This is a genomic window from Neobacillus drentensis NBRC 102427, assembly GCF_001591445.1.
GTDB classification, from domain to species: Bacteria; Bacillota; Bacilli; order Bacillales; family Cytobacillaceae; genus Neobacillus; species Neobacillus drentensis.
Genome location: NZ_BCUX01000029.1, coordinates 51,239 through 64,498, shown reverse-complemented (window position 1 = coordinate 64,498; position 13,260 = coordinate 51,239). Strand labels below are relative to the sequence as shown.

Below are 13,260 nucleotides of genomic sequence, written 5' to 3'. Positions count from 1 at the left end.
TCTCACAAGGAAACCCGATAGACATAAGCTACCGGGGTTCAATTTTTTTAATCAGAAATTTTCCCGTATCTCCCACCACCACCGGCTGCTAGATTTATTTTACCCTCTCTTGCTTTCAGAATCAGGTCAGCGATTCTTTCGGGGACGACTTCTTTCAAACCAGCATATGGTACATCGTGCAAAATTGCCATTTCACTGCCAAAGTGATCCACCAATTTCTCAAGTAGGCGAGGCCCTAAACCAGGGATAAACTCAAGTGGGACTTGGTGGATATAGGGCGGGCGGTCTTTAGGACCTTGTTCGTCCGTTTTCAATTCAAGGATTCGATCAGCTACACCTTTAATAATCTTATTGCTTCCACATTTCGTACATATTTGATCGTCTTCAGCGGCAGGATGATGACACTGGGCACAAACTGTTTTATGGTATTTACCAAGCAATGGATCAAGACCATAATTTGCGATAATTTTTCGTCCATCCTCATTCTTTAAGGCTTTCTGCAATTCTAGAAATGTTGGTTCCCTCATCGCAATGACCTGATATTCACGCGCAATTTTCGCAAGAGAATGGGCATCAGAATTTGTTACAAACGTATAATCATGTAATTCCTTTATTTGATCCGCCATAGTCGTATCGGAGCTTAAACCAAGTTCAATCGCGTCAATCAATTCCGGGTCTAATACCTCCGTTAGTGATTGATTGACTCCTTTTCCATATAAACTTTTAAAGGGCGTGAATACATGGGCAGGAATGAAGATCCCGCCTAACTCTTTGACCTTCTTTTGCAAAATAAGCCCCGTCACATATATCCTTTGTGAGCTCAATTGAATATTTTTCAAGTGACCTGACAGCCAGGAGGAAAATTCCCTCATCACGGAAAGGTTTGGAAAAAACATAAGTAGATGGATTGGACCATTGCATTGCTCATCATAAATTTCTAACTCTGAACCGGGAATAACCGTTAAATCACCAAACACTAAGCCCCCATCAGGATGTTCCACTACATCCCCATTTTGAACTAGACTCTCCATTTCAAGGATGACTTCAGGCGAATGGCTATCGATGATCCCAACCATATTAAGCCCCTTTTCATGTCGTGCATGTTCAATGATATTCGTAAAGGTTAGTGACTTGGCACCAGTGATTTTTACAGGCTTCCCTGTCCATGTCCGTCCAATATGTATATGTAAATCTACATAGTAGCGATTCATTTATTTTTCAACGCCTCTTGTAATTGTAAATACTGAACTGCAAATATCGTCTTAGCATCATATATTTTTTGTTCTTTTACATATTGGACAGCTTCTTCAAGGGTCAATTCCTCAAGAATGACAAACTCATCCTCATCAAGTGCGGCTGCATTTTCTTTTTTTGTAAGTCCTGTCGCAACATAGACATGAACAATTTCATCAGCAAATCCTGGTGATGTGTAGAAGGAAGTGAGCCATTCAAGGCTCTTGCACTCATAGCCTGTCTCTTCTTCTAGTTCACGGCGGGCACAAAGTGCAGGTTCTTCGCCTTTTTCCAGCTTTCCTGCGGGAATTTCTACAATGGTCCGTTCTAGTGCCTTCCGATATTGCTCGACCATTACGACTTTTTTATCATCAGTAATGGCTAAAATAGCAACAGCCCCGGGATGTTTTACAATCTCCCGTTTCGATTGTTTTCCGTTCGGAAGCTCAACTTCCTGTAAATGAAGACTAATGACTTTTCCTGAGAAAATTTCTTCACTATGAAGCGTTTTTTCTTCGAGATTGCTCATATGGGTCACTCCTGTTCTATTCCTTTAATTTGCTCATACATTTTACCATACTTTATTTGGAGGGGTATGGATGAAGGTGTACGTTCATGAGAAAGGAATCATCCTTGTTGGGAAAGGCTGGGAGGTACTACAGAAACTAAAAGAATACAACAAAGATCATCTCACCGTTTCCGAATGGGTTAAAAAGGTGAACCCAAAATAATGTCTTTCGATTGTAGTCTGTCCTTTTCTTTATTAAAATTATAAAAAAAGGACGGGTGATATTGTGAAAAAAAGAAAACTTGGAAATTCAGATTTGTATGTAACCGAATTAGGACTTGGCTGTATGTCAATTGGAACTGAGGAGAAAACCGCGAGAAAAATTATTGAGGCCTCACTTGAAGAAGGGATCAATTATTTTGATACAGCTGACTTATATGATTTTGGTAACAATGAAAAAATAGTTGGGACGGCATTGAAGGAAGTCCGTGAACACGTCATCATTGCAACTAAGGTTGGGAACCGCTGGAGTCAAGATAAAAAGGGATGGTCATGGGACCCGTCGAAGTCCTATATAAAGGAAGAAGTCAAACAGAGTCTTAACCGACTGGGTACTGACTATATTGATCTTTATCAGTTGCATGGCGGGACAATTAATGATCCTATTGAGGAAGCGATTGAAGCGTTTGAAGAATTAAAAGCGGAAGGCTATATTCGCTACTATGGCATTTCATCAATTCGCCCCAATGTAATTAGGGAATATATTAAAAAGTCTAGTATCGTTTCAGTAATGATGCAATACAGTATCTTAGACCGCCGCCCTGAAGAAGAAACTTTACCATTTTTAGAGGAACATGGGGTAAGCGTTGTGACCCGTGGACCTCTCGCAAAAGGTCTTTTAAGTGAAAAAATGCTTGAAAAGGTATCTGAAAAAGGTTTTCAAGATTACAGCTTCAAAGAGCTAAATGAAGTCTTGCCATTACTGAAGGAAAAATTAGCACCCTCACGTCCCTTTACTGAAATAGCTCTTCAGTATAATCTGGCAAATCCTGCCGTTGCCTCTGTTGTTGCCGGGGCCAGTAGTCCGGAGCAAATCAGGAGTAATGCGAAAGCAGTTAGCAGTCAGCCGCTGTCGGATAAAGAAGTTTCAATTATTAAAGAGTTAACGAAGGCAAGTATCTATAAAGAACATCGTTAATGGAGAGCGTTCATTCGCTCTCCTTTTTATATTGTTTTTATTTAAATTCCTTCCAGTTCATGCCGCTCTCATTTAATAGTTCTGCAAATGATTTGTTTTTTTCTTTTAATCTTCTTTCCTCTCGTTTCCGTTGTTCTTCCTCTTGAATTCTTTTTTCTTCTGCTGCCTTTAGCTGCTCCTGCTGCTCTTTTAGCTGCTTGAATAAATTTGGATTAATCATATCACCAAGCGTTACCGCTGAATCATCTTTTTTGGGTTTCGATTGATTTTTTTGTCTGTTTTGCTTTTTCATTCAAAACGCCTCCGTTATCATAATTCATTTATATTATACCATGTCACTCAACTTCACCCATATAAAAAAAGCAGGCTATACTTTATTAGTCAGCCTGCTCTTTCTCGTTATCTTTAATAAGCATCAAGCTCCACGTTTTCTCCCACAGATAATGTGGCTTCAGTTGAACTGACAACGTCTTCAACCGTATATCCTTTAGCAACTTCCACAAGCCTTAGCCCTGAATCCGTTACATCCATGACAGCACGCTCGGTGATAATTCGATTTACGACCCCTTTACCTGTTAAGGGAAGCGTACATTGTTTCAATATTTTTGATTCACCCTTTTTATTGACATGCTCCATAATGACAATAATTTTCTGTGCGCCATGGACAAGGTCCATGGCACCACCCATACCCTTAATCATTTTACCAGGAATCATCCAGTTGGCTAAGTCACCAGTTTCGGATACTTCCATGCCACCAAGGATTGCCAAATTGACATGTCCGCCGCGAATCATCGCAAACGATTCAGCGCTATCAAAATAGGCTGCACCACTAATTGCCGTTACGGTCTCTTTACCGGCATTGATTAAATCGGGGTCCACCTCATCCGCACCTGGATACGGTCCGATGCCTAGTAGACCGTTTTCCGATTGCAAAACTACCTGCTTATTTGGTGACATAAAATTAGCAACCAGGGTTGGCATACCAATGCCTAGATTTACATAAAATCCGTTTTCTATTTCCCTTTCAGCCCTTATTGCAATCCTCTCTCTCACATTCGCCATTGCGCTTTCTCCCTTCTCTATACACTATTTTCTCACTGTCAATCTCTCAATTCGTTTTTCCTGTGTTCCTTCGATGATTGTTTGTACATAGATACTGGGGGTATGAATAAAGTTAGCATCTAATTCGCCAATTTCACAAAGTGTTTCCACTTCAGCAATCGTTATTTTCCCAGCCGCTGCAATCATCGGATTGAAGTTTCGTGCTGTTTTGTGGTAAACGAGATTTCCCATTTTGTCACCTTTCCAGGCCCTGACAAGACTAAAGTCGGCTGTTAGTGCCTCTTCCAGAAGGTATTCTCTCCCGTTAAAAACCTTCGTTTCTTTCCCTTCTGCAATCGGTGTTCCTACTCCAGCTGGTGTATAAAATGCTGGGATCCCAGCCCCACCTGCCCTGATTTTTTCAGCCAATGTGCCTTGAGGTGTCAACTCCACTTCGAGTTCTCCAGTTAAAACCTGTCTCTCAAACTCTTTATTTTCACCAACATAGGATCCAATCATCTTTTTAATTTGTTTATTATTTAATAGAAGTCCTAAACCCCACTCATCAATCCCGCAGTTATTTGAAATAACCGTTAAATCCTTCACCCCTTTTTCTGCCAAGGCAAGAATCAGATTTTCCGGTATGCCGCATAACCCAAATCCACCAACCATTAACGTTGCCCCATCATGAATACCGGCAACTGCCTCCTGGAAGGAAGTACAAATATTTTTCATCCTAATTTCCCCCCCTTATGCCCTTATTCTCTTTACTATTTCTCGTAAAATTATAGAAAATCCTCTTATTTTGTCAAAACTTATATTATTCTTGCTCTCTAGAAATTAGCATTACTACAATGAAAGTATGATGATTGGAGGGGGAAAATGAATCTAAATTTACCTTCTATGAATAATCAGTCTTCGACTAATGCATCTTATTAATTGAGACTAGCTTGAAGGGAGACAGAATATTATGAGCCAAAAACGGGATAAAGGTTCCAGTCAAAAGGGAAAAAACTATGCAGAAACAGCAGGTGGGGGACAGCGTGTGATAGCCGCTGAAGAAATCGAAAAAGCAACTCACCCTACCAAAAGACAAAACGCAGAACAGTAAATAATCTCAAAACTCGGAAACCGCTCATTGGTGTCAGCGGTTTTCTTTGTGTTACAATTAAAACTGTTAATTTATGGGCGCTTGGTACTTATCTTACATATGTTATATTAAATTCTACGGGAGGTGCCAATGGTGAGGAAGGCATTTCGAACTTTGTTTGTTTTGTTGTTTTTCTGGTTATCTCTTGGTTTGTATTTTACAAACCGTCTCATGTATATGAAAAAGAAGGATGAGGAATTAATTTTAAGGCGTGAAAAAGATGCCGGCCGGTATAATCCTGATGAATTTGATTCTCTCCCAAAACGGGAGGTTGATATTTCTTCACCTTTTGGATACACGATTAAAGCCCAGCTCGTAGAACCGCACCAGACCAACCGCTATATCATTATTTCTCATGGAGTAACCGAAACGAAAATTAATTCGATTAAATATGCGAATATGTTTTTAGAGCGAGGGTTTAATACGTTAATTTATGACCATCGTCGTCACGGGGAATCTGGCGGTAAAACAACTAGTTTTGGTCATTATGAAAAATTTGATTTAAAGACTGTCGTCGATTGGCTCAAACAAGAAAAAGGGTCTCAGCTTGAACTTGGGATTCATGGCGAATCGATGGGTGCCGCTACGATGCTGTTATATGCTGGACTCCTTGAGGATGGGGCAGATTTTTATATTGCCGATTGCCCGTTTTCGGATTTTAAGGAACAGCTTGCGTATTTGATTAAAAAAGACTTCAAGCTCATCCCTGGTCTTTTGCTGCCGCTTGGTGATGCTCTTTTACGCCTTCGGGACAAATATTCGATCCGAAATGTTTCTCCGATTTCGGTCATTGAAAATATCAAACATCCGATTTTGTTTATTCACAGCCAAAAGGATGATTTTATTCTCCCTACCATGACAAAGGATTTATTTGAGCATAAAAAGGGTCCTAAAATGCTCTTTTTAGCAGCGAACGGCCGCCATGCCCAGTCCTTTAATGAAAACCGTGCCGATTACGAACGGGTGATTGATGAATTTTTACAAAAATATGTTGATCATCCATTGCCAAGCTAAAAACAGACTGTCCTCAATGGATCAGTCTGTTTTTTCTTTCATAATTAAACTCATATGGCCATTTAAGATTTGCTGCGGGCTCTTTAGTTGAAAGCAATTGGATGCTTGCGAAAAATCAATTTTCATTTGCTCATCGAAAAAGACCATTTTTGATTTTTCTGCATAAACCGTCCGGTCATTTGTTTCAATAGCAATGTCATCAGTTTCTAATTCCGGGATAAACCACAAAGCTATTACACCATTTACGGCGCAGCCACAGTCGTCTGTATCGTATTTTAGTTTCAAGTAGCCATCTCGATTATTAATTCTTTCATTTATTTTTCCAGCTGCTGCTGCAGTTATATTGATTTCCACGTTATTGCCCCCCTCTGTTTAACATATGGTGATTGTACCACATGTTACTCGGGGGTTGATTCTTCTTTGCTCATAGATTTAAATCTCCGTCATTCGGATGTCAGCAATGGCATCCATTGGAATCCGGTGCACCTCTTCAAAGCGATCGATGACATGAAGCCTTTGTGTTAGTTCATCCCAGTAATGGATTTTACCAATCACGATTTCATAGTTCCGATTCCGGTAATGGGTAATTGTCACATACTGATCATATTCAATCGCTTCGGACAAAATCCCATTCATAAGTTCCAGCTGCTGCTCATCCATTTCTCGTTTCTGTTCGTACCGATCTTCCTTCACCCAATCCCTAAGCAATTTCACATGCTCCGGAAGCATCATCGATGTCCATTTGATTCTTCCGCGGTCGCGAATCATACGGCTCTTCCCTCCTATCTTTTATGTCCTCCAACTAACGTGGCCCGGTGCTTAGCTGTTCCAGCAGCTGTATATGAAACCGCGCGCAACAAGGAACTTGAACCAAAGCGTCTGCGAACCGTATCCACTACATAGCCAAGCTCGCGCCTCTTATAGGCACCCATGTCGAAAAGATCAAGCTGCAATTCTAGATCATCAACAATATTACTGATGGCAATTGAAATCTGCCGTACCGTCTTCCCAGTGTAATGCTCATGAAATAATTCCAGACACACACGGTAAAGCTCCATCGTCACATTGGTCGGCTGCCCGATACTTCTCGAACGATGAAAACCGCCGCCAAATTCGTCTTGGCTGTAGCCGACTCCGAGACTAATCGTTCTCCCTGCCTTTCGATGAGTTCGTGCTCTTCTGGCTACTTCCTCACACATTTCTAAAATGACCGTCTTAATTTCCGCTTCCTCTTTATAGTCCCTTAACAGAATTTGACTTTTCCCGAAGCTAATCTGTCCTTGGATAAGCGGTGCACCCAAATCCGACAAATCAACTCCCCAAGCATGATGGTAAAGCTGGTTCCCCATGATGCCGAATTTCTTTTCGAGCTTTTCTAAATCATAGCGGGCAAGCTGACCGACAGTGAAAATGCCCATCCCATTTAATGTTTTTTCGACTCGCCTGCCAATCCCCCACATTTCCCTGAGTGGTGACACATTCCAAAGCTTTGTCTGAACATCTTCATACGTCCACTCGGCCACTCCGCTTTTCTTGGCATCAAGATCAAGACATAGTTTGGCAAGTAACATGTTAGGGCCAATTCCAACGGCACATGGCAGTTGAAACTCCCGCTCAATATCATCCCTTATTTTTTTGGCAATTGTGTGAGCATCCCCCCACAAATGAAGGGCACCATCCACTTTTATAAAACTTTCATCAACGCTATAGACATGAATCGCTTCTTTGGGGACATAGCGGTTAAAGACACGCGAAATTTCAGTAGCAATCCGTAAATACGTTGCCATTTTGGGCTCAACAATTTCAATCCTGGGGTCGTTTGGAATTTCAAACATCCGGGAACCCGTTTTGATACCAAATTCTTTTTTCATACGGGGCGAAGAAGCGAGGACAATACTCCCCTGCCGCTCTTTTTGACCGACAACCGCTAAATAACACTCCATAGGGTCAAGACCCCGCATGACAGCCGAACAGCTGGCATAAAAGCTCTTCATGTCGACACATAAAATTTTATTTTGCGGCAATGCGCTGTAATCCACCATGGCTTTCCCTCACAATCAGAGTATCGAACATTCGTTCCTTTTCATTATACTCATTATCATAAGCGAATATGCGTTCGTATTCAATGGAAATTTTTTGACACTATTCTTTTATGGAAGTGAGGTGAAAAATAGTATAATGGTTTGTGAGGTGCATGTTGATGGATAAAAAGCTAGTGGTTAAAATGATCAAAAATTGTTTTAAACAATATTATGAGACGGGGACAATGCCTATTGGAGAAAACGATTTGGAAAAGCTAAGCAACCAGATCCTTCAAACGAAAGCAGAGGAGCCAACCGCAGATTTATATGAGATTGTGAATGATACGGTATATGAATATTTAGCGGAGTAATACAAAAAACCGCGCTAGTGAAAAAATCACAGTGCGGTCGTATGATGGATCAAAATTTAATTCATTATTTGTTGGAGAAACCGATATATTCAAACTCATTATGAGAATTCATAGGCGGAGAATTTCCTGCTAATGTATTTAGGGGAACCTTAGAAGCGAATATAAGAGGAGATATTCCGATTAACTGCTCTAAATAAGACAAAATCCAAAGATTTGGATGATATAAACGGAAAAACTCCCCTTATTTTTAAGGAAATATGGGTATTTCCCAATTTAGCCGGAATTTCTCCGTTTATTTTTCATATACCGTGAAATCAACATTCAGATATAACAGAGCCTAACCTTAAATAAAAAAATAACAATCTATTTCCGATTAAGCACCCGTTTTCCTATCCGCTCAAATAGCCGAGGAAAGAGGACGTACACAACGCTCCCCATATTCATCCAGCCTGGCAAATTAATCTCCCTTGTTTTCGTCAGCATACTATCAACGACTTTTTGGGCGACATATTCAGGCTGAAGCATAAATCTTTGCACATTTTTAACATAGGTGCCTTTTTCATCGGCTATGTTAAAAAAGTTAGTGGCAATTGGCCCAGGGTTCACCGAAGTCACTTGTACATTGTAGTCAGAAAGCTCCATTCGCAGTGAGTTCGTGTAACCAAGAACAGCATGCTTCGAGGCTGAATAGACACTCGATTTAGGAGTGGCAATTTTCCCAGCCTGTGAGGCAATATTAATAATATGACCAAAGCGCCTGTCCCGCATTTTCGGCAGCACCATGCTTGTGCAGGCCATAAGCCCGACAACATTGACATCAAACATTCCCTTGATTTCATCCATTGTTGCCAAATGAGCTTCCTTGAAAATTCCAAAGCCGGCATTATTGACAAGAATATCAATCTCTCCGATGGTATCGAAGATCCGTTGAAAAACCGCCTGTACCTGAGCTGTATCCGACACATCCAGCTGATAAACAGCCACTTTAATCTGATGCTTTTGCTGGAGCTCCGTTTGCAATTGTTCAAGCTTGCCAATACTTCGTGCAAGCAGAACAAGATTGGCACCGCTTGCTGCACAAAGCTTAGCGATTTCCGCTCCGATTCCCCCTGAAGCACCCGTGATCACAATACTTTTACCTTTTAATTGTTCTCTAACCATTTCTACACCTCATCTGAGTTGATCCGCCGCTGCTTATAGTTTAGCTTGATAAAGCACGGGTTTAGTATCCTTACTACTAATCTCCCCGATAGATGATAAATAGTCAAGTTGTGCCACTGTTTCCGAAATGGTTAGCATCAGTTCGCGCTGATATACCGACGGGAACAGTCGTTTACAAATATCAAATACGGTCAGCTCTTCTTCTTTTAACCAGCTATGGACCGTCATTGCCCGCTCGTGTTGGCGTTTCAGCCGCTTTTCAATCAGCTCTGCTAACTTGTAGACCTCCTCACCATGACCTGTGTAGACACATTGAATCGGATACGAAAGCAGCTTCCTCATGGAGTCATTATGCTGCAGCAGCGGCTTCGGTCTTTCTGCTTCACCTGGGGCAGGCGGCTCAAGCAAGGGATTCGGTGAAATATGAGCTAAAATTAAATCTCCACCGATCAAAATGCCATCCTTTTCCCGGTAAAGTGCAATATGGCTTTGGGCATGACCAGGTGTTTCAATTACCTGCCACTCCTTTAGCCCTGGAGGTCTCATTCCCTCAACAAGATGTCCAGTCAATGAGCGGTTACATGAATATTTCAATGTTTTTCTTAACTTAGACAGTAACGGAAAATATTCCTCAGGCAGACCAAACTTTAGAAAGTGAACACGGAAGAATTCTTCTTGTTCTTGAAAAAAGGCTTCTGTTTGATGAATCCATCGTTCATTCAAATGATGACCATATACTTCTAAGGAATCCGGAAAAAAGTCCAGCATCCCCACATGATCAGGGTGGTGATGTGTTAGGACCACCTGCTCGATATCGGCAGGGCTTAATCCTAATTTCCCCATTTGTTCCTTAAGCGACTCCCAGGACTGTTCCGTTTTTACGCCCGCGTCAACGAGTGTTAAACGCTCACCTTTAACCAAATAGACATTGACATCCCCGACCGCAAAAGGAGTCGGCACCGTAATTTTGGCAATTCCATCTTTCCATTCTGTCATTTCTAAATCCCCTTACATTATTCTCAAATAAAGAATTCGATTGTATAGATATGAACATTATGTGACATTTATTGTATAAATTAAAGTGTAACCATTTTTAAGTCAATTGTCATTATTTCTGCATAACTTTTTAGAAAAAATAAAAAATTCAATAAACTTAACTCTTGACAGATAGGATGTTTATCTTGCATAATCACTAGTAAAATTTGATTCGTTAAAGCGATGAATAAGACCAGTAAATGAGAAATGGCGCTAGAGAGTGAAGTTCGATGGCTGAAAGACTTCACCGCCCTCTTAATCATTGAACCTACCTTAGGAGCACTTAGGAAAACCTAACGCACGTCCGGCGTTATAGGATTCGAGTAATCCCTTATTGAAATTTAAGCAAGGGTAAATGAAGGTGGTACCACGGAAGCTAGACCTTTCGTCCTTTACGGATGAGAGGTCTTTTTGTTTTTGTTTGAAAAATAAGAGGAGGAATATTCATGAAAAAAATCGCAATTATAGGTGCAGGATCGATGGCTGAAGCATTCATTTCAGGAATTCTCGAAAATGGTTTTATAGATAAAAAAAATATCTGGATTACCAACAATTCCAATCAAGAAAGATTAGCTAACTTAGAAACAAGGTATGGAATTCAAACGACTTATAATCTGAATGAACTATTTAATCAAGCTGACATTGTCATGTTAGCTATGAAACCAAAGGACGTCGCAACTGCCATGCAATCAATTCGTGAACACTTAACGGAACAAATGCTCGTCGTCTCTGTCTTAGCCGGGGTCTCCATGAATACAATTGAAACATTGGCAAAAATTCCACTTCCGATTGTACGGTCGATGCCGAACACTTCGGCAGCTGTTGCAAAATCGGCCACAGCCGTTGCCGTAAATCAGCGCGTGACCGAGCAGCAATTGGAAACGATCAAAAACCTATTTAGAACAGTTGGCTTGGCCTCATTCGTGGAAGAGGAACAGTTAGATGCCGTTACTGGGCTCTCCGGGAGTGGACCTGCCTATATTTATTATCTAATCGAAGCCATGGAGAAAAGTGCCGTTGAAGTGGGCCTGGACAAGGAAATGGCCAGTGAATTAATTGTTCAAACACTACTTGGCGCAGCAGAGATGGTGAAAAACTCAAGCAAATCATCTACACAGCTGCGCAAAGAAGTAACAAGCCCGGGAGGAACAACCGAAGCTGGCATTAGAGTTCTAGAAGAACACGGAGTCCAGCAGGCATTTATCTCATGCATTAAAGCAGCAACTGCCCAATCCAAAAAAATGGGAGCTGAATTAAGTTCCAAGCTTCGAACTGCAGAGCAGCCTTCCTAAATTTGATTTTTGCCCTGATTACATTACACTAGTAAAAAAGGCAATAGGGAAGTGTAGGGCATGCTAACCATCTTATTTTCTTTAGGAATTCTAGTCTGGATTGTTTTTCTTTTCGATGGGCTGATTGGGTTACGAAAAATAGATCCACTGGAAAAGGAAAAGGACTTGGAACTTGGACCACTATTATCGGTAGTCGTTGCCGCCCGTAATGAGGAGAAACAAATAGCAGCAAGTATCCTCAGCCAGTTGGAGCAAACGTACAAAAATGTGGAATGGATTCTTGTTAATGATCGGTCAACTGACACAACTGGAACCATCATGGAAGAATTAACAAAAAGGGACTCGCGAATAAGGGTCATCCATATTGAACAATTGCCCGAGGGCTGGCTTGGAAAGAATAACGCCTTATATAGGGGCACGCTTCAGGCATCAGGTAAATGGCTGTTGTTTACCGATGCTGACATAAAATACGAGCAACAGGCCTTCGCAAAAGCACTTCATTATTTTGAAAGAAACGAGCTGGACCACCTAACCGCGGCGCCAAACCTAAGCGCGAAAGTTTTTTGGTTAAAGACATTTGTTGCTTTTTTCCTGTTTGGTTTTTCTTACTTTAAACGCCCTTGGTTAGCAAATAATCCAAAATCAAAAATTGGCACGGGGATTGGTGCGTTTAATCTGGTTTTGAAAGAGGCGTATGAAACGTTTGGAACACATGAGAAAATAAAAATGCGTCCGGACGATGATTTGCAACTTGGGATGAAAATGAAAAAAGCCGGCTACCGCCAAAGAATTGTGACTGCACTGCATTTAATCGAAGTGGAATGGTATGGAAGTTTAAAAGAAGCTTTCATCGGTCTAGAGAAGAACACATTTGCCGGATTACATTACCGAATCAGCATGATAATCTTTGCAATACTAGGGGTATTTATCACCAACGTACTGCCCTTTGTAATGATTTTTTCAGGAAACAAAATGGTTGCACTATTAAGCATCGGGAATATCGTGCTTTGCGGAATACTTTATGTGGTGGTCATAAAAAAATTAACCTTATTCTCCCCTTTGATGTTTTTAGTCTTTCCAATTACTGCCTTGCTGTTTATTTATTCGATCATACGGGCAAGTTTTCTTACCTTTAAGCGTGGGGGAATTGTCTGGAGGGGGACCACCTATCGTTTAAGTGAACTAAGGGAAAAAGAGTAGTAGCTTGATTTTTTGGGGCTGGGTTTTTCCCGTTTA

The 13,260-nt window shown here is 41.0% G+C and carries 17 protein-coding genes; 7 read left to right on the top strand and 10 right to left on the bottom strand.

Annotated features, from left to right (window positions below; all coding sequences use genetic code 11):
- Nucleotides 1-47: 47 nt before the first annotated feature.
- Both BDR01S_RS15450 and BDR01S_RS15445 read right to left on the bottom strand, forming a co-directional pair.
- Complete coding sequence (locus BDR01S_RS15450) at nt 48-1,211, bottom strand: endonuclease Q family protein (protein WP_066257388.1); 1,164 nt, start codon at nt 1,209-1,211, stop codon at nt 48-50.
- Nucleotides 1,208-1,762, bottom strand: coding sequence for an NUDIX hydrolase (locus BDR01S_RS15445; protein ID WP_066257389.1), 555 nt, complete (start codon nt 1,760-1,762; stop codon nt 1,208-1,210). The genes BDR01S_RS15450 and BDR01S_RS15445 overlap by 4 nt, the downstream gene beginning before the upstream one ends.
- 70 nt (nt 1,763-1,832) lie before the next feature.
- On the opposite strand from BDR01S_RS15445, the gene mciZ reads away from it, so the two are divergent.
- Both mciZ and BDR01S_RS15440 read left to right on the top strand, forming a co-directional pair.
- Nucleotides 1,833-1,964 carry a Z-ring formation inhibitor MciZ gene (gene mciZ / locus BDR01S_RS24950; RefSeq protein WP_082797448.1) on the top strand — a complete coding sequence of 44 codons (132 nt, stop codon included), beginning with the start codon at nt 1,833-1,835 and terminating at the stop codon, nt 1,962-1,964.
- Nucleotides 1,965-2,027: 63 nt separating this feature from the next.
- On the top strand, nt 2,028-2,939 hold the full coding sequence (locus tag BDR01S_RS15440; RefSeq protein WP_066257391.1) for an aldo/keto reductase: 912 nt from the start codon (nt 2,028-2,030) through the stop codon (nt 2,937-2,939).
- Between the two features lie 37 nt (nt 2,940-2,976).
- On the opposite strand, the gene BDR01S_RS15435 is transcribed toward BDR01S_RS15440, so the two are convergent.
- The 3 genes from BDR01S_RS15435 to BDR01S_RS15425 all read right to left on the bottom strand — a co-directional run bounded on the left by BDR01S_RS15435 (nt 2,977) and on the right by BDR01S_RS15425 (nt 4,715).
- Nucleotides 2,977-3,231, bottom strand: coding sequence for a YqkE family protein (locus BDR01S_RS15435; protein ID WP_066257393.1), 255 nt, complete (start codon nt 3,229-3,231; stop codon nt 2,977-2,979).
- A 113-nt stretch (nt 3,232-3,344) separates the two neighbouring features.
- A complete protein-coding gene (locus BDR01S_RS15430; RefSeq protein WP_066257395.1) occupies nt 3,345-4,001 on the bottom strand; it encodes a 3-oxoacid CoA-transferase subunit B in 657 nt (218 codons plus the stop codon).
- A 24-nt stretch (nt 4,002-4,025) separates the two neighbouring features.
- Nucleotides 4,026-4,715 carry a CoA transferase subunit A gene (locus BDR01S_RS15425; protein WP_066257396.1) on the bottom strand — a complete coding sequence of 230 codons (690 nt, stop codon included), beginning with the start codon at nt 4,713-4,715 and terminating at the stop codon, nt 4,026-4,028.
- 235 nt (nt 4,716-4,950) lie between these two features.
- On the opposite strand from BDR01S_RS15425, the gene BDR01S_RS25800 reads away from it, so the two are divergent.
- Entirely contained in the window at nt 4,951-5,091 is a 141-nt protein-coding gene (locus BDR01S_RS25800; protein ID WP_169801445.1) for a hypothetical protein, read from the top strand.
- Between the two features lie 132 nt (nt 5,092-5,223).
- Entirely contained in the window at nt 5,224-6,144 is a 921-nt protein-coding gene (locus BDR01S_RS15420; RefSeq protein WP_066260244.1) for an alpha/beta hydrolase, read from the top strand.
- A 21-nt stretch (nt 6,145-6,165) separates the two neighbouring features.
- On the opposite strand, the gene BDR01S_RS15415 is transcribed toward BDR01S_RS15420, so the two are convergent.
- The 3 genes from BDR01S_RS15415 to BDR01S_RS15405 all read right to left on the bottom strand — a co-directional run bounded on the left by BDR01S_RS15415 (nt 6,166) and on the right by BDR01S_RS15405 (nt 8,186).
- Nucleotides 6,166-6,498 carry an iron-sulfur cluster biosynthesis family protein gene (locus BDR01S_RS15415; protein ID WP_066257398.1) on the bottom strand — a complete coding sequence of 111 codons (333 nt, stop codon included), beginning with the start codon at nt 6,496-6,498 and terminating at the stop codon, nt 6,166-6,168.
- Between the two features lie 78 nt (nt 6,499-6,576).
- The gene (locus tag BDR01S_RS15410) at nt 6,577-6,912 is read right to left on the bottom strand and encodes a YolD-like family protein (protein WP_066257400.1); all 336 of its coding nucleotides are present in this window, start codon (nt 6,910-6,912) and stop codon (nt 6,577-6,579) included.
- Between the two features lie 14 nt (nt 6,913-6,926).
- A complete protein-coding gene (locus BDR01S_RS15405; RefSeq protein ID WP_066257402.1) occupies nt 6,927-8,186 on the bottom strand; it encodes a Y-family DNA polymerase in 1,260 nt (419 codons plus the stop codon).
- Between the two features lie 158 nt (nt 8,187-8,344).
- Here BDR01S_RS15405 and BDR01S_RS15400 point away from each other — a divergent pair, with 158 nt between their 5' ends.
- Complete coding sequence (locus tag BDR01S_RS15400) at nt 8,345-8,536, top strand: YqzH family protein (protein WP_066363239.1); 192 nt, start codon at nt 8,345-8,347, stop codon at nt 8,534-8,536.
- Between the two features lie 363 nt (nt 8,537-8,899).
- Here the strand turns inward: BDR01S_RS15400 and BDR01S_RS15395 are convergent, their stop codons facing one another.
- Together BDR01S_RS15395 and BDR01S_RS15390 are read right to left on the bottom strand one after the other, a co-directional pair.
- Nucleotides 8,900-9,697: an SDR family NAD(P)-dependent oxidoreductase gene (locus BDR01S_RS15395; RefSeq protein ID WP_066257406.1), complete on the bottom strand. Its 798-nt coding sequence runs from the start codon at nt 9,695-9,697 to the stop codon at nt 8,900-8,902.
- Nucleotides 9,698-9,730: 33 nt separating this feature from the next.
- Nucleotides 9,731-10,693, bottom strand: a complete 963-nt coding sequence (locus tag BDR01S_RS15390) for an MBL fold metallo-hydrolase (RefSeq protein ID WP_066257408.1) — start codon at nt 10,691-10,693, stop codon at nt 9,731-9,733.
- A gap of 485 nt (nt 10,694-11,178) precedes the next feature.
- On the opposite strand from BDR01S_RS15390, the gene proC reads away from it, so the two are divergent.
- Nucleotides 11,179-12,024 (top strand): pyrroline-5-carboxylate reductase, encoded by an 846-nt coding sequence (gene proC / locus BDR01S_RS15380; protein WP_066257410.1) that lies wholly within the window; start codon nt 11,179-11,181, stop codon nt 12,022-12,024.
- Nucleotides 12,025-12,084: 60 nt separating this feature from the next.
- Nucleotides 12,085-13,224 carry a glycosyltransferase family 2 protein gene (locus BDR01S_RS15375; RefSeq protein WP_066257412.1) on the top strand — a complete coding sequence of 380 codons (1,140 nt, stop codon included), beginning with the start codon at nt 12,085-12,087 and terminating at the stop codon, nt 13,222-13,224.
- The last annotated feature ends 36 nt before the right edge of the window (nt 13,225-13,260 follow it).